This is a genomic window from Streptomyces sp. NPDC030143 (assembly GCF_055573695.1).
This window is the reverse complement of record NZ_JBVIAY010000039.1, coordinates 1-15,752: the sequence shown is the minus strand read 5'-3', so window position 1 is coordinate 15,752 and position 15,752 is coordinate 1. Positions and strand designations below refer to the sequence as shown.

13 protein-coding genes and 2 pseudogenes are annotated in these 15,752 nt (G+C 73.2%); 7 read left to right on the top strand and 8 right to left on the bottom strand.

The features are described from left to right. Nucleotides 1-39: 39 nt before the first annotated feature. The gene (locus tag ACZ4YY_RS35625; protein ID WP_468299295.1) at nt 40-774 is read right to left on the bottom strand and encodes a DUF4232 domain-containing protein; all 735 of its coding nucleotides are present in this window, start codon (nt 772-774) and stop codon (nt 40-42) included. Nucleotides 775-864: 90 nt separating this feature from the next. Between ACZ4YY_RS35625 and ACZ4YY_RS35620 the strand changes: the two are divergent. The 3 genes and pseudogenes from ACZ4YY_RS35620 to ACZ4YY_RS35610 all read left to right on the top strand — a co-directional run. Further along, nucleotides 865-1,158, top strand: a pseudogene (locus ACZ4YY_RS35620) (helix-turn-helix domain-containing protein); the annotation flags it as partial. Between the two features lie 447 nt (nt 1,159-1,605). Further along, nucleotides 1,606-2,520, top strand: coding sequence for a hypothetical protein (locus tag ACZ4YY_RS35615; protein WP_468299327.1), 915 nt, complete (start codon nt 1,606-1,608; stop codon nt 2,518-2,520). Between the two features lie 413 nt (nt 2,521-2,933). Next, nucleotides 2,934-4,148, top strand: coding sequence for an aminotransferase-like domain-containing protein (locus tag ACZ4YY_RS35610; protein WP_468299293.1), 1,215 nt, complete (start codon nt 2,934-2,936; stop codon nt 4,146-4,148). Between the two features lie 200 nt (nt 4,149-4,348). Here the strand turns inward: ACZ4YY_RS35610 and ACZ4YY_RS35605 are convergent, their stop codons facing one another. Then, nucleotides 4,349-5,134 carry a DUF4253 domain-containing protein gene (locus tag ACZ4YY_RS35605; RefSeq protein ID WP_468299291.1) on the bottom strand — a complete coding sequence of 262 codons (786 nt, stop codon included), beginning with the start codon at nt 5,132-5,134 and terminating at the stop codon, nt 4,349-4,351. A gap of 200 nt (nt 5,135-5,334) precedes the next feature. On the opposite strand from ACZ4YY_RS35605, the gene ACZ4YY_RS35600 reads away from it, so the two are divergent. Together ACZ4YY_RS35600 and ACZ4YY_RS35595 are read left to right on the top strand one after the other, a co-directional pair. Continuing rightward, nucleotides 5,335-5,466: a hypothetical protein gene (locus tag ACZ4YY_RS35600; RefSeq protein ID WP_468299289.1), complete on the top strand. Its 132-nt coding sequence runs from the start codon at nt 5,335-5,337 to the stop codon at nt 5,464-5,466. After that, nucleotides 5,463-5,903, top strand: a complete 441-nt coding sequence (locus tag ACZ4YY_RS35595) for a macro domain-containing protein (protein ID WP_468299288.1) — start codon at nt 5,463-5,465, stop codon at nt 5,901-5,903. Before ACZ4YY_RS35600 ends, ACZ4YY_RS35595 begins: the two co-directional genes overlap by 4 nt. Nucleotides 5,904-5,963: 60 nt before the next feature. Here ACZ4YY_RS35595 and ACZ4YY_RS35590 read toward each other — a convergent pair whose 3' ends face one another. Beyond that, nucleotides 5,964-6,584: a class I SAM-dependent methyltransferase gene (locus ACZ4YY_RS35590; protein WP_468299286.1), complete on the bottom strand. Its 621-nt coding sequence runs from the start codon at nt 6,582-6,584 to the stop codon at nt 5,964-5,966. A gap of 261 nt (nt 6,585-6,845) precedes the next feature. Between ACZ4YY_RS35590 and ACZ4YY_RS35585 the strand changes: the two genes are divergently transcribed. Beyond that, nucleotides 6,846-8,159, top strand: coding sequence for a hypothetical protein (locus tag ACZ4YY_RS35585; RefSeq protein WP_468299284.1), 1,314 nt, complete (start codon nt 6,846-6,848; stop codon nt 8,157-8,159). A 15-nt stretch (nt 8,160-8,174) separates the two neighbouring features. Here ACZ4YY_RS35585 and ACZ4YY_RS35580 read toward each other — a convergent pair whose 3' ends face one another. From ACZ4YY_RS35580 to ACZ4YY_RS35565, 4 genes are all read right to left on the bottom strand, one after another. Continuing rightward, nucleotides 8,175-8,339, bottom strand: coding sequence for a hypothetical protein (locus tag ACZ4YY_RS35580; RefSeq protein WP_468299282.1), 165 nt, complete (start codon nt 8,337-8,339; stop codon nt 8,175-8,177). A gap of 88 nt (nt 8,340-8,427) precedes the next feature. Continuing rightward, on the bottom strand, nt 8,428-10,197 hold the full coding sequence (gene argS / locus ACZ4YY_RS35575; protein ID WP_468299280.1) for an arginine--tRNA ligase: 1,770 nt from the start codon (nt 10,195-10,197) through the stop codon (nt 8,428-8,430). A gap of 90 nt (nt 10,198-10,287) precedes the next feature. After that, the gene (locus ACZ4YY_RS35570) at nt 10,288-11,451 is read right to left on the bottom strand and encodes a COG1361 family protein (RefSeq protein WP_468299279.1); all 1,164 of its coding nucleotides are present in this window, start codon (nt 11,449-11,451) and stop codon (nt 10,288-10,290) included. Nucleotides 11,452-11,505: 54 nt separating this feature from the next. Next, entirely contained in the window at nt 11,506-12,774 is a 1,269-nt protein-coding gene (locus ACZ4YY_RS35565; protein ID WP_468299277.1) for a hypothetical protein, read from the bottom strand. A 209-nt stretch (nt 12,775-12,983) separates the two neighbouring features. Between ACZ4YY_RS35565 and lysS the strand changes: the two genes are divergently transcribed. Beyond that, the gene (lysS, locus tag ACZ4YY_RS35560; RefSeq protein ID WP_468299275.1) at nt 12,984-14,726 is read left to right on the top strand and encodes a lysine--tRNA ligase; all 1,743 of its coding nucleotides are present in this window, start codon (nt 12,984-12,986) and stop codon (nt 14,724-14,726) included. 258 nt (nt 14,727-14,984) lie between these two features. Here lysS and ACZ4YY_RS35555 read toward each other — a convergent pair. Beyond that, nucleotides 14,985-15,752: pseudogene (locus ACZ4YY_RS35555) on the bottom strand (DUF2637 domain-containing protein); the annotation flags it as partial.

Below are 15,752 nucleotides of genomic sequence, written 5' to 3'. Positions count from 1 at the left end.
CGGCGGGGCGGCCGTCGCCGGCTGAGGCGGGCCGGCGGGTCACCAGCTGAGGGCGTCCTCCATGTCCCGCTGCCAGTACGTCACCGTCAGCGAGCTGTCGTAGTGGACGCCCGCCGCCGGCAGGGTCGGAGTCGCAAGGGCGCCGCCGTCGCTGTGCGGGGTGGCGCCCTGGAAGCCGACGGTCAGCTTCTTCGCGGTCAGGCCGCCGTCGCCGCTGCCGTCCGCGGCCGACAGCAGCACACCCGCGTAGCCCGACTCGCCGGGCTCGAGGGTCGTCACCGCCTGCGGACGGGTCTCCTCGGCGGCGTGCGGCGCCCACTGCATCTCGTCGAAGCGCAGCACGGGGTGGTAGGTCAGGTCGCACGTCCTGCTGCCGGTGTTGGTGACCGTGATCAGCATGTGGTTCAGGGGCCGCGGGACCGGCTGCGCGGTCACCTTGGTGTTCGAGCCGTTGCACAGGACGCGGCCCGCCGGGGCGTTCGCGTCGTCGTCCTTCGCCGTGGCGGGGTCGCCCGGCTGCGCGGACGTGCCGCTCCGGGGCGTGCCGGACGTATTGCCCTCGGGCCCGGGGGTGCCCGTGGCCGAGCCGTCGGCGGCCGGCTGCCCGGGCTGCGGGGTGACCGTCGACGCGGCGGGGGCCGACGCGCCACCGTCCCGTGTGCCGGTGCCGGTGCCGGTGCCGGTGCCGGTGCCGTTGTCGCACGCCGTGAGCGAGAGGGCGGCGAGGGCGGCGACCGCGGGGACGAGCAGGCGGCCGGTGCGGCGGATACGCATGGGAAGGTCCTCTTCCGGTTGTTGAACGGTTTCTGAAAACAGGTGGTCCATGCACGCTGCTCGACCGGTCTGCGGGAGCGGCGTGTTTGGATGGCCACAGCTTGTGGGCAGCCCCGTCCCGGCCGCCACGACCGAGGGACGATCAGGGACGCTGGAACGCCCACACGGCTCTGGACAGGGGAAACGACCCGTCCCTGGAACGCCGGGACGGGACACGGGGACTGGTCACGGGGGGATCGAACGGTGTCTGCGACCGAGTTCGCGTCGCTGTTGCGGGAGTTGAAGGAGCGCTCCGGGCTGAGCTACGGGGCGCTCGCCAAACGGCTCCACATGAGTACGTCGACGCTGCACCGCTACTGCAACGGGGACGCCGTCCCCACGGACTACGCGCCCGTGGAGCGGCTGGCCCGGCTGTGCAAGGCCGCACCGCAGGAACTGGTGGAGCTGCACCGGCGGTGGGTGCTGGCGGATGCGGGGCGCGGGAGGAAGGGAGCCGCGGAGGCTCCGGCAGCGGGCGGAACGGGCGAACCGGGCGGGCCGGCGGCACCGATTGCGCAGGGTGGGCCGGTGGCACCCGCCGCGCAGGGCGGGTCGGCGGGGCCTGTTGCGCCGGGTGCGCCGGTCACGCCGGGGGGACCGGTCGCGCCGGTGGGATCGAGTGCGCCCGGGGGACCGGGGGCGGCGGGCGAACCGGCTGAAGCGGCTACGTCTGCCGAAGCGGCTGGGTCGGCCGATGACGCCGGGTCTGCCGAAGCCGCCGGGTCGGGCGATGCGGCCGGGCCGGACGCCGACCGGGTGCCGGGGCGCGGTGCGCGGCGGCGGCCGCTCCTCGTGGGGATCGCCGCGGCGACCGCCCTCGGCGCCGTCGCCCTCGCCCTGTCCCTGAGTCCGTCGGGGGGCGGTTCCGGTGAGGGCGACGACCGTACGGGGGCGGTGTCCGCGCAGGGCAGGCCCGGCGGGTCGGAGAAGACCTCGCCGTCCGCCTCGGCCTCCCCCTCCGGCTCCCCCTCTCCCTCTCCCTCCGCCTCGGCCCCCGGATCTCCGTCGCCGGCCGCCCCCGCCGCCTCGCCGTCGGGGGCCGGTTCGCCGTCGGCCGCCGCCGGGGGCGGTGCGGCGTCGGACAGCTCCACGCCTCCCCTCACCGTCCTCGTCCACCCCCATGCCTGGGAAAGCTCCTGTGCACAGCGGTATCTGATCAACCGGGAGCCGGGGCGGGTGGAGCCGCCGCCCGTCGAGCAGGAAGCGCCCGCGTGGGTGGCACGGCACGGTGCCGTCGCGTCCGGGGAACAGTTCCTGGAGCTGACCGTGCAGGGGACCGGGGACGAGACCGTCGTCGTGGGCGACCTGACCGTGCGAACGGTCCGCAAGGGTTCGCCGCTCGCCTGGAACGACTTCGCCATGGGCTATCCGGGCGTCGGCTGCGGAGGCGGCGTGCCCGAGCGCTACTTCACGGTCGCGCTCGACGCGGCGCGTCCGGCGCTGCTGCCGGAAGCCGGGAACGAGGACCTACCGTTCACCGTGAGCGAGTCCGACCCGGAGATCTACCACATCAGTGCCGACGCCTCCGCGTACGACGTGAGCTGGGTGCTGGAGCTGTCCTGGTCCAGTGGGTCGCGGCACGGAAAGCTGACCGTCGACGACGAGGGCAGGCCGTTCCGCACGAGCGGCAACAACGGCCGCCCCGCCTACGAGTTCCCGCTCGGCGGCTCGGCGTGGGGCCGGGCGGGGGCCTCTGCGAACCCCTGACCCGATGCGTGCGGGGCGGATCGCGACGGTCCCTCGTCGCGCAGGCCCTCACCGTCGCGGCAGGCCGTGAGGGCGAGGGCGGCGGCGAGGACGAGCGCGGCGGCGGCGAGGAGACGGACACGTTCGGGACGGGTGCGGCCGGTGCCGGGGTGTTCGGTGTGGGGGCGGCGAAGGGACATGGGAGCAGCCTGGCGGGTGTGCCCGCTGTGTGGCCACCGTGGGTGGGCAAGTCGGGACGCCGGTCCGGTCCCACCCTCTCCGACCAGCGCAAACGTCGTCCGGATGGGACGGCCCCTGGGACGCGGGTCCGGCCTCGGATCCTCGGAGCGGGGTCGTCCGTATCGCGGAAATGAAGGTGTAGGCGGCACTCATCTCTCTAGGCTGCGGGTGTCCGCCGACGAAGGAGCCGTGACATGACCGTTGCCCCCGCAGCCGCCGCGCCCCACGCCGCTTCCGTGCCCCCGCTCGCCGCGCGGACCTCGGTGATCGGTGGTTCTCCCGTACGGGACATCCTCGCCGTCACCGCCCGGCCCGAGGTGATCAACTTCGCGGGCGGGCTGCCGGCACCCGAGCTGTTCGACCGGGAGGGGGTGGCCGCCGCCTTCCGGCACGTGCTGGAGGAGATGCCCGGGCGCGCCCTGCAGTACGCCACCACCGAGGGCGAACCGGTGCTGCGCGAACGGCTCGCGGCGCGCACGGCGGCGCGGGGACTGCCGACCGACGCCGACGACCTCCTCGTCACCACCGGTTCGCAGCAGGCGCTGTCGCTGCTCGCCACGGCCCTCCTCGACCCCGGGGACACCGTCCTCGTCGAGGAGCCCTGCTACCTGGCGGCCCTCCAGGTGTTCGGACTCGCGGGCGCGCGGATCCTCGCCGTGCCCGGGGACGCGGACGGGCCGGATCCGCAGGCGCTGGCCGAGCTGGTCGTGCGCGAACGGCCCAAGCTGCTCTACACCGTCCCCACCTTCCAGAACCCGACCGGCCGCACCCTGCCGGCCGAGCGGCGCGCCGCCCTCGCCTCGGTCGCCGCCCGCCACGGCCTGTGGATCGTCGAGGACGACCCCTACGGGGAGCTCCGCTACGACGGGGAGCGCGTCCCCTGGATCGCGGCGCACCCCGAGGCGGCGGACCGGACCGTGCTCCTCGGTTCCTTCTCCAAGGTGATGGCCCCGGGGCTGCGGCTGGGCTGGCTGCGCGCTCCGGCCGGGCTGCGGCGCGCCTGCGCGGTCGCCAAACAGGCGGCCGACCTGCACACGCCGACCGTCAACCAGCTCGCCGCGGCCCGCTATCTGGCCGTGTCCGACCTGGACGCGCACGTGGCCCGGGTGGTCGCCGTCTACCGCGAGCGGCGCGACGCCCTGCTCGCCGGCCTTCCCGAGGCGCTGCCCGAGGGCTCGACCTGGAACCGGCCCGAGGGCGGCATGTTCCTGTGGGCGCGGCTGCCCGACGGCCACGACACCACCGCCCTGCTGCCGACGGTCGTCCGGCAGGACGTGGCGTACGTCCCCGGCGCGCCCTTCCACGCCGGCGACCCCGACCCGTCGACCCTGCGGCTGTGCTTCGTCACCCAGACCCCGGAGGAGATAGAGGAAGGGCTGCGCAGGCTGCGGCGGGGGCTCCTGGGGTAGCACGCGGGCGCCCTCTGCGTGCCGCCCGGCGGGGGAGCCCCGCAGCGCCGGGGCCTTGGGGGTCCTTGCACGTGCCGGCCTGGGCCGCGCGGCCCGGCAACGCGGCGAGGCGCGGCACCGGACCACGCGGCCTGATCAGGTGCTCATAGTGCGAGGACCCCTTACGGCAGCGCGGGTCGGCCCCTCGGACGGGCCGCGGGTCAGTCCCACCAGAAGGTCCACGTCGGTTCGCCGACGAGCTGCTCGGCGTAGGCCGCGAGGGTGCCGGGGCCCTGGAGGACGTTGTCCGGGCAGAACGCGAAGTGCTCGGCGGCGATCGGCTCCGCTTCGGCGCGGGTGGACGGCGGCGCGGCCACGGACACGACGAGGACGTCGAAGCCGAGGCCGACGACGCGTATGCCGAAGCGGTCCTCCCAGGAGCGCAGCACGGCACACAGACGTGCGGTGTCGTTGTCGTGGTTGAGCGGGCCCGACCAGCCGACCGCCGCCGGGACGTCCGCACTGCGGCGGGCGGGGACCAGGGCGAGGGTGGGCGCCTCGAACCAGGAGGGGCCCTTCTCCGCGAGCGCGTCGGCGATCCCGGCGGCGCGGGCGTCGGGGTCGGCGGTCAGAGCCGGGGCGGGGGCGAGGCCGGGCCACTCCTCGTCCCGCGCCGCGTACTCCTGCCAGTACTCGGCGAGGACCTCCGCGGCGTCGTGGTCCCCGGGGTAGGACATCTCACCGGGCATCAGCTCCCACTCCCCGGGCCCGCCCCGGTCACCGCCCAGGTCGACCAGGACCGGGAGCAGCCCGGCCCGGCTCGCCGGTCCGCCCAGCGCCCGCCAGTTGCCCGGTGCCGCCGAGCGGTCGGCGTGCCACAGCAGCGGCTCGTGCCACACTCCCTCGTCGGTCGTGTCGATCAGCCGGCCCGGCGGCAGCCGGAGGCCGAGGGAGCGGCCGCTGGGGTCGGTGGCCAGGGTGGGCAGCGGGTTGGGAAGAGTCGCCATGGCTCGGACTGTAGGGGCAGGCACTGACAGCGGGGCCCGGCCGCCCGCCGGGCGATGACGGCGGGGTCCGGCCGTCCCTCGGGCACCGACGGCGGAGCCCCGGCCGCCCTCGCGTGAGGATGACCGGGGCTCGCGGTGGTGCGGGGAGGGGGTGTCAGCCGAAGGCCTTCACCGCGTTCCAGTTGACGGACAGGACGACCTTGACCGACGTGGGCCCGCTGCTGACCGACCAGATGCTGCAACCCGGCGAGTTCGACGAGGAGGACCGGATCACCGCCTCCGAATTCGAGGAGGTCTGGGAGCGTGCCGTCGCCTACGAGGACGCCTCGTGACGATCGAGCACCGCGCCGGTGACCTCTTCGCCTCCCGGGACCTCGACGCCCTGGCCCACGGTTGCAACTGCGCCGGGGCCATGGGCCGGGGGATCGCGGTGGAGTTCAAACGGCGCTGGCCCGGGATGTACAGCGAGTACCGCACTCGGTGTCTCGACGGGCGCTTCACGCCGGGCGAGCTTTTCGTCTGGCAGGAGCCCGGGGTCACGCTCTACAACCTGGGCACGCAGCCGCACTGGCGCAGCCCGGCCGAGCCGGCCGCGGTCGACTCGGCCGTCCGGAAGATGATCGACCATGCCGAGAAGAACGGTGTCCGCACCATCGGGATGCCACAGATCGGCGCGGGACTGGGCCGCTTGCCATGGCCCGAGGTCGAGGACGTCATACGGGCCGCCCTCGGCTCGCGGAAGGTCACGATCGTCGTCCACAGCCTGTGAAGCGAAGGTGCCCCACCGAACGGTCTTCGGTGGGGCACCGCCATGTCCGGCATCGCCCGATCAGGACCCGATCGTTCCGAACAGCACGAACTCGTTGTACGGGAAGACCTTCCCCACCGAGCGGGGGAAGGGGAAGGAGTAGGTCTTCCTCACCGTGACGCCCGCCTTCTCGGCGTGGAAGCGCAGGGTCTCGAAGTCGACGAAGCGGACGTGGGTGGCGTCGGTCTTGTAGCCCGCCTCCTGGGGCGTGATCAGGACGACGGATCCGCCCGGCTTCACCAGCGGCAGGTACTGCTCCAGGATGTTCGCCGCCAGGTCCTCGTCCATGTGCTCCAGGACGTGCGCGCACAGCAGGCTGTCGAAGGAGCCGGGGCCGCAGTCGGGTGCCTCGGCCAGCTCGTCGGGGGTGTAGGCGGTCAGTCCGCGTTCGCGACAGGTCTCCACCGAGTGGGCGTTGTGGTCGACCCCGACACTGCTCGGATCGCAGTTCAGCAGGTTCCGGCCGATGCCGCAGCCCACGTCGATGACCCTGCCCAGCCGCAGGCGCTGCAGATTCCACCGGTAGGGGGCCTGGGTGGGGAGCAACCGCTTGATCCCCGACTTCTCCAGACGGGTCAGCCGATGGGTGTAGTCCGAAGACTCCGTGCTTGCCGAGCGAGTGCTGTCCTGGTTGTCGGACACTGAGACGACCGCCGTTCTCCTGCGCTTGTGGTGGGGGATAACGAAAGCGCGGAGCGGGGGTGGGAACGGAGTGGATCCGGCTGCGCCCGTCGAGTCCCACGTCCAGTCTGCCGCGCCATGTGATCGAGGTCTCAAGGCTATGACACGATCGCGGGCCTTGGTGATCGGTGGCGGGAAAATGTCTGATAGCGGTTTCCGGCCCCGTGATGACATGATCACGTGCAGTTCCGATCACGTGGTCCAGGACACGGGGGTGTTCGTATGCGACGGTCCAGCCGGTTCAAGGCTCTGGTGCCCGTCGGTGTGGCGTTGACGCTGCTCACGGCCTGCTCGGGCGGCGGTTCGGGAGGTGGCGGGGGCGGCTCCTCGCCGTCCGCCTCGCCGACGGCCGGGGGAGGGCCGGCCGGCCCGTCCGCCACGCCCGCCCCCGTCCCCCACGACCCGCCGCTGAAGTTCGCGGACGATCGCTTCGACGTCGCCGGCGGGAGCGGGCAGGGCGCCTGGAAGACGCGGCTCGACGGAAGGACCGCTTACGCCGTGTCGGAGGGGGAGGTCAAGGCCGTCAGCGTGGTCGACGGGGCGCTGATGTGGAGCGTCGAGCCGCAGGGGCGGCCGGGGGAGAGCCGCGGCGGCGGGGCCGTGCCGACGCCCCGGCCGACGATCGTCGAGATCGACGGGCAGCGGGTGGTGCTGGCCGCGTTCGCCGTCGTGGAGCCGGGTTCCGGTACCGCCCCCGAGCGAGCCCTCGTGGAACTGACCGCGCTGGCCGCCGACTCCGGCAAGCGGCTGTGGACGACGACCGTGCAGCGGCCCGCGGGGCAGGAGGACGGTGATCTCGCGCTCGTGGGCGCCGACCCCACCACGGCGGTTCTGCGGCTCGGGGAGGACACGGACGCCGTCACCCTCGGCATCGACCTGCGGACGCGGAGGACGGCCTGGACGGCGAAGGGCCTCATCGCGCAGTTCGTCGACGCGGGCGTCGTCGTCGGACGTACCGGCGGCAACGGCGAGGCCGGCGGCGGGCGCGGCGTCGAGGGGTACCGGCTCACCGACGGCACCAAGGCGTGGACGTACGCGAGCGGGCTCGTCGAGGCCGCCGTGCAGCCGGTGGGCGGCGGCCTGTTCACCGTGCGCAAGAACCCGGTCGACGGGGACGACGTCGAGGCGCTCGTCGCGTCGTCCACCGGGCGGCCGCCCGCCACGCTCACGCCCGCCACCCAGGCGGAGTTGAGCACTGTCGGGGGCCTGACCTGCGTGTACGACGAGCGCGCCACGGTCGTCTGCGGCGGGTCGAAGAGCCTGAAGAAGCGGGTGTTCGCCCTCGACAGCAAGACGTTCCGGCAACTGTGGACGATCGAGGAGGCCGCGGGCGGCCGGCTGGTGCCGGAGGTCTCCACGGCCTGGCACGGGGCCGTCTACGGAGACACGGACAACGGTCCCGTCGTCCTCGACGCCCGCACCGGCAAGGACAAGTCGACGGCGCCGGGCATCGCACCGGTCCAGGTGAACGAGTACGCCGGACTGAGCGTGGCGGCCTCGGTCGGCACGGTCGAGGCGCACCGCGCGATCGGCTGAACCGGGCCGTGGCGGTCAGCCGCCGCGCCCGCCGCGCCGGCCCCGCCACCACCGGGTCGACCAGATGCCCAGGCCGATGAGCGGAAGCACGACGACGGCCGGGAGGGCCACCCCGGCGGCGCCGATCAACAGCGTGTTCAGCAGTGCCTCGCCGAGCGTGGGGTCGTCCGTGCCGCCCAAGCGTCGCTCCCCGCACCCGTGTTCCGACGTGTCTGTCGACGGGAGAGATGCCGGACGCGAGCCGTCGGTTGCGCGTCCGGCCGACGCGTCAGAGCTTCTCGGGGGTCCGGATGCCCAGCAGCGCCATGCCCCGGTGGAGGGTGCGGGCCGTCAGGCCCACCAGGAAGAGACGGTGCTCCCGCTGCTCCGGGGTGTCCGCCTTCAGGACCGGGCACTGGTCGTAGAAGGACGTGAGCAGCGAGGCCAGCTGGTACAGGTACGCCGCGAGCTTGTGGGGCTCGTAACCCGCCGCGACCTCCAGGACCGTCTCGCCGAACTGGTCGAGGTGCAGGCCGAGGGCGCGCTCCGCCGGGGCCAGGGCCAGCTCCGGGTGGGCGACCGGGACGGCCCCCTCGGACTTGCGCAGGATCGACTGGACACGGGCGTACGCGTACTGGAGGTAGACGGACGTGTCGCCGTTCAGCGAGACCATCTGGTCCAGGTCGAACTTGTAGTCCCGGACTGCGGAGGTCGACAGGTCGGCGTACTTCACCGCGCCGATGCCGACGTACCGGCCGTTCTCGACGACCTCCTCGTCGGTCAGACCCACCTTCTCGCGCTTCTCCCCGACGACGGCCGTCGCCCGCTCGACCGCCTCGTCGAGCAGGTCGACCAGCTTCACCGTCTCGCCCTCACGGGTCTTGAACGGCTTGCCGTCCTTGCCGAGGACCGTGCCGAAGGCGAGCTGGTGCGCCGTGACGTCGTCGTTGAGCCAGCCGGCCCGGCGAGCGGTCTCGAAGACCATCTTGAAGTGCAGGGACTGGCGGGCGTCGACGACGTAGAGGAGCGTATTCGCCTTGAGGTTGAAGACGCGGTCGCGGATGGCGGACAGGTCGGTGGCCGCGTAGCCGTAGCCGCCGTCCGACTTCTGGACGATCAGCGGGACCGGGTTGCCGTCGGGGCCCTTGATGTCGTCGAAGAAGACGCACAGGGCGCCCTCCGAGCGGACGGCGACGCCCGACTCCTCCAGGAGGCGGCAGGTCTCGGCCAGCATGTCGTTGTATCCGGACTCGCCGACGATGTCGGCGTCGCGGATCTCCATGTCCAGCTTCTCGAAGACGGAGAAGAAGTAGATCTTCGACTCGTCGACGAACTTCTGCCACGTGGCGAGCGTGTGCGGGTCGCCGGCCTGGAGGTCGACGACCCGGCGCCGGGCCCTGGTCTTGAACTCCTCGTCGGAGTCGAACAGCTTGCGCGCGGCCTTGTAGAGACGGTCGAGGTTCGACATCGCCTCCTCGCCGCTGACCTGGGACTCCTTGTGGTCCAGCTCGTGCGGGTGCTCGTCCAGGTACTGGATGAGCATGCCGAACTGGGTGCCCCAGTCGCCGATGTGGTGCCGGCGGACCACCGTCTCGCCGGCGAACTCCAGGAGCTGCACCAGTGCGTCGCCGATCACGGCGGACCGCAGGTGGCCGACGTGCATCTCCTTCGCCACGTTCGGCTGGGCGTAGTCGATGACCGTCGTGCCGGGCCGCTCGGCGTGCGGCACGCCGAGCCGGCCCGTGTCGTCGGCGTAGCGGGCGGCCAGGTTCCTGGTGATCGCCGTGTCCGTGACGGTGATGTTGAGGAAGCCGGGGCCCGAGACCTCGATGTCCCCGATCACGTCACCGGTGACGACCTGGGAGACGACCCGCGTCGCCAGCTCCCGCGGGTTCGCCTTCGCCTTCTTGGCCAGCGCGAGGATCCCGTTGGCCTGGAAGTCGGCCCGGTCGCTGCGTCGCAGCAGCGGGTCCGCGTCGGAGGCCTCCGGCAGGGTGGCCGAGAGGGCGGACGCGAGGTGCTGCTGGACGGAGTCGCTGAGGGACGTGACCGAGGCCATAGGAGTGGGTGCCGTTCTCCTCGTGGGGCTGGTGGACCCGGCCAGTATCCCACGGGGGGCAAAGCGGTTTTCCGGCCTTGCGGCCGGGCGTCACGTGTGGGAGCCGTGCTCCCGGCGACGGCCGCGGTGGCGCAGCAGGACGAGCGCGCCGCCCGCGAGGGTGAGCCCGGCCGCCGTGGTCGCGGCGGTGGTGAACGGGCCGGCGCCGGACTCGGCGAGCTGCCCGCCGGTGCCCTGCGGGGTGACGCCCGAGCCGCCGCCGGTGGTGACCGGCGCCGCCGTCGGGGACGTCGTGGACGACGCCGTGACCGTCGGAGTCGGCGTCGGCGTCGGCTTCACGCTGGGCTTCGACGTCGCGGTCGGTGTGGGCCTGGGGCTGGGCGTCGACGTCTTGGCTATCTCGAGGACGAGGTCGGCACGGTTGTTCGCCTGGTTCGGGTCGAGCGGGGCGCTGTCGTACACCGCGCCCGGCACGCGGTAGGTGGTGCCCGCGGCCTTCGCCGGGAACTGCCAGGTGAAGGGCATGGTGAGGGTGGCGCCCGGGGCCAGGTCCTTCAGCACGTCGCAGATGAGGGTGCCCGGGTCGGCCCAGCAGATGTCGGTGTCCCAGCCCCCGGGCCAGTAGTCGAAGCCCGGGTAGAAGGACAGGGCCTCGAGCCTGACGGGGCCCGGGCCGCGGTTGGTCACCACGAACTCCGTCCGCACCGTCTGGCCGGGCTTCACGGGGCCCGAGGGGGCCTTCCACTCGACGGCCAGGTCGGCGGGCTGCCTGACCTCGACCACGTCCGTCGCGGTGTTGTTCTCGGGCTTGGTGTCGACCGCGTCGCCGATGTCGGCGGTGGTGGTGAACGTCAGCTTCGTTCCCGGCGCCACGTCCTTGCCGACCTTGACCAGCACGTACGCCGACACCAGGTCGGTGCCCCCGCCGGCCGCCACGCACCGCACGGTCCGGCCGTCGGCGGACGGCGTGCAGTCGCCGTTGGACGCGTCGTCGGACGTCCTGAGGTAGGTGACGCCCTGGGGCAGCGCCAGCGTGAGGGCCGGCTGCGCCACCTTGCCCGTGGTGGTGTCGGCGATCGCCCGCACGCCGAGCGTCTGGCCCGGTGCGGTGATCGGGGCGTCGAGGTACTGCCTCGCCTCCACGTCGACCGGGTCGGCGGCGGGCACCGCGTGCGCCCCCGCCGTCGTGGCGGCCAGCAGTGACAGCGCGGCCGTTCCCGTTCCGGCGGTGAGGCGTCCCCAACGTCGGCGCATGTGGCATTCCCCCTGTGGTCTGGATGGTCGGATGTGGGAGCCGCCGGACGGCGGTCAGTGCGAGCCGTGCTCCCGGCGGCGAGTCCGCTTCCGCGCGGCGAGCAGTGCGCCGCCCGCGAGGGTCAGCGCCGCCGCGGTGGCCGCGACGGCGATGACGGGGCCGCCGCCGGACTCGGCGAGCCGCCCGCCGGTGCCCTGCGGCGTGACGCCCGAGCCGCCGGTGACCGGTGCCGCGGTGGGCGACGGCGTGGCGGACGCCGTGGCCGTCGGCTTCGGGGTCGGCTCGGCGGTGGGCTTCGGGGCGGGCGCGGGCGCCTCGGTGACCTCGAGGAACAGTTCGGCGCGGTCGTTGTCGGTGCCCGGGTCCAGAACGGACTCGTAGAGGGTGGTGCGCACCCGGAAGGTCTTGCCGGCCGACTTCTTCGGGAACGTCCAGCTCAGGGCGAACGCGTGACTCTCGCCCGGCGCCAGTTGCTTCGGCGTCTCGCAGACGAGCGTGCCCGGGTCCGCCCAGCACGAAGAGGGCGCCGACGGCCACGTACCGAAGGCCGTCGAGTCGATCGACATCCCCGCGGCCTGACCGGCGGCGACGGTCCCCGGCCCGTGGTTGGTGACCACGAGCTCCGTCACGACGGTCTCGCCCGCCTTCACGGACACGGTCGACGGCTTCCAGGAGATGCCGACGTCCGGGCCGGTCCCGGCCGTGACGGACGCCGTGGCCGTGTTGTCCCCCGGCTTGGTGTCCACCACGTCACCGATGTCGGTGGTCGCCGTGATCGAGAAGGCGGTGCCCGGTGCCACGCCCTTGTCGACCGTGATCCCGAGCTGCTCCCAGACGTGCCGGTGCGGGGCGTCGAGGGAACGGCAGGTGACGCTGCGCCCGTTCGCGGAGGGGAGGCACCGCTGGTACTCGAGGTCGTTCGGGTCGGTGGGGCGCCGGTAGGTGAGCCCGACCGGCAGGGTGATCGTCGCGGCCAGCTTCGGGACGGTGCCGGCGACCACTTCCGTCGTCAGGTTCAGCTGGAAGGTCCGTCCCGGGGCCAGCGTGGTCGGCTCCGGCCGCAGCTTGGTCACGGCGTCGGCCTCGGCGGGGGCCGCGGGCGGCGCGGGTGCGGCGGGCGGCGCGGGGGCCGCGGGCGCGGCGGGCGGCGCCGGTGCGGCGGGGGCCGCGGGATCTGCGGGGGCCGCCGGTGCGGCCGGATCCGCCTGCGCGGCGGGTGGCGCCGGTGCGGCGGGTGCGGCGGGATCCGCCTGTGCCACCTGTGCCGTGGACACCGTGAGCGCGCCGAGCAGCAGTAAGGCCGCCCCCGCCCCCGTCGTCATGCGTCTCGGTCCGCCCCGCGTGCCCCGCATGTCCCCACACCCTTCCCCCGGCCGGTCCGGCGAACAGTTCGACAGCCCTGGGTCGCGAACGGTTGTACGGCACACCGCAGGAAGTCGTTTTCGTTGTTGGGGGCCGGGCTGGGACAATGGGTGCGCCGGCCGTGTGACCGTACCGGCTGCCGCCTGAGAACTTCCAGAAAAAAGAGGACGTGCCGATCGTGGCTCAGAGCACCGAGACCACCGACTGGGTCTCCCGTTTCGCGGATGAGGTCATCGAGGAGTCGGAGCGTCGGGCCCCGGGCAAACCGGTCGTCGTCGCCTCCGGTCTCTCCCCGTCCGGCCCCATCCACCTGGGCAACCTGCGCGAGGTCATGACGCCGCACCTGGTCGCCGACGAGATCCGGCGCCGCGGGTACCAGGTCCGGCACCTGATCTCCTGGGACGACTACGACCGCTACCGCAAGGTCCCGGCCGGCATCGCCGGGGTCGACGAGTCCTGGTCCGAGCACATCGGCAAGCCGCTGACCTCCGTCCCGGCACCGGCGGGCTCCCCGCACGCCAACTGGGCCGAGCACTTCAAGGCCGCCATGGTCGCCTCGCTCGCCGAACTGGGCGTCGAGTTCGACGGGATCAGCCAGACCCGGCAGTACACCTCCGGCGTGTACCGCGAGCAGATCCTGCACGCCATGCGGCACCGCGCCGACATCGACGCCGTCCTCGCCCAGTACCGGACGAAGAAGGCGCCCGCGAAGAAGCAGCAGCAGAAGCCGGTCGACGAGGCGGAGCTGGAGGCCGCCGAGGGCTCGGGCGCCGCGTCCGAGGACGACGGCAGCTCCGGCGCCGCCGGCTACTTCCCGTACAAGCCGTACTGCGGCAACTGCGAGAAGGACCTCACCTCCGTCACCTCCTACGACGACGCCTCCACCGAGCTGACCTACACCTGCACCTCGTGCGGGTTCGGCGAGACCGTCCGGCTGAACGAGTTCAACCGCGGCAAGCTCGTCTGGAAGGTCGACTGGCCGATGCGGTGGGCGTACGAGGGCGTCGTCTTCGAGCCGAGCGGCGTCGACCACTCCTCGCCGGGCTCGTCCTTCCAGGTCGGCGGCCAGATCGTCGGGATCTTCGGCGGCAGTCAGCCGATCGGCCCCATGTACGCGTTCGTCGGCATCAGCGGCATGGCCAAGATGTCGTCGTCGCGGGGCGGTGTGCCCACCCCGGCCGACGCGCTGAAGATCATGGAGCCGCAGCTCCTGCGCTGGCTGTACGCCCGCCGGCGGCCCAACCAGTCCTTCAAGATCGCCTTCGACCAGGAGATCCAGCGTCTCTACGACGAGTGGGACAAGCTCGACGCGAAGGTCGCCGACGGCACCGCGCTGCCGGCGGACGTGGCCGCCCACTCCCGTGCGGTGCGGACGGCCGCCGGCGATCTGCCGAGGACCGAGCGGCCGTTGCCGTACCGGACCCTCGCCTCCGTCGCCGACATCACCGCCGGACACCAGGACCAGGCGCTGCGCATCCTCAGCGAACTCGACCCGGACAACCCGCTCGGCACCCTGGACGAGGCCCGGCCGCGGTACGACAAGGCCGAGGCCTGGATCAACACGCACGTGCCCGCCGACCAGCGGACCATCGTGCGCGACGAACCCGATGCCGAGCTGCTGAAGTCCCTCGACGAGGACTCACGCCAGTCGCTGCGGCTGCTGCTCGACGGACTCGCCGACCACTGGTCGCTCGACGGGCTGACCCACCTGGTCTACGGCGTGCCGAAGGTGCAGGCCGGGTTCTCGGCGGACGCCACTCCCAAGGAGCTGCCGCCGGAGATCAAGACCGCCCAGCGGACGTTCTTCGCCCTGCTGTACCACCTGCTCGTCGGCCGTGACACCGGTCCGCGGCTGCCCACGCTGCTGCTGGCGGTGGGACAGGAGCGGGTGCGGGCCCTGCTGGGCGAGTAAGAGCTGCGAACACAAGGGGAGGCCGATCAGCTCACGGCGTCCGGTGCGTGCGGTCGCAAGGCGCCGGAAGTTCCTCGTGGCGGAGCCACCAGGGGCTTCCGGCAACGCGACGAGCGTGCGTGCCGGGCGTCGCGAGCCGGGCTCCCCTTCTGGTCGGAGCTCTGAGGGGCCCGTGCGCGAGAACCGCCCGGACCGCCGGCGGACGGACGGGAGGCCCCCTCCTCGGAGGGGGCCTCCCGTCTGTGCCGTCGTGCGTTCCTACGCGATGTGGTCCTCTTCCAGCTCCGCCGAATGCCGCTGCTGGAAACGTTCCGCCAGGGTCTTCAGCTCGCTCGGGCTGAGCGTCGTGCCATACGTCGTCTGGATGTTGTCACCGAGGACGCGGGGCGTCGGGTAGCTGCCGTCGATCGACTGACGGAACACCTGGTAGTACGCCTCCTCGTCCGGCTCCGGGGAGCCGCCGCCCTCGCCCAGCTCACGGGTGCGGCCCGGGCTCACCGGGATGGGGAAGCTGCCCGTCTCCTCCGGGGAGGGTTCCTGCGCCGGAGGCTCCTCGTCGTACTGGTCGCGGTACTGCTCCGCCTGCTGCTGCTCGGCGTACCACTGCTCGTACTGTTCCTGCGGGTCGTAGTTCGGGTCGTAGCCGCCCTGGTACCGGACCTCGTGCGGGGTCGCCGAGAACCAGGGGCTCTGCTCCGGCTCGGGCTCGTCCACCGGCTGACCGGCACCGGTCTTCGGGCTCCCGGCGGGTGCGGGGCGCTGCTCGGCGGGGGGCGCCGCCTGCCGCGGGACGGAGGCCGCCCCCGCGGGACGGTGACCCGCGGCGAGGGCGGGTGTTCCGGCTGCCGGAGCCTCGACCGGAGCCGGCTCCGGCCGCTGGGGCGCCGGAGGCAGCAGCGCCGGCTCGATGCCCGCCGCCGCCAGACCCGCCGGGGCCGTCTCGGCCAGGGGCACGCCGTAGCGGGCGAGCCGCAGCGGCATCAGGGACTCCACCGGAGCCTTGCGCCGCCAGGCGCGGCCGAAGCG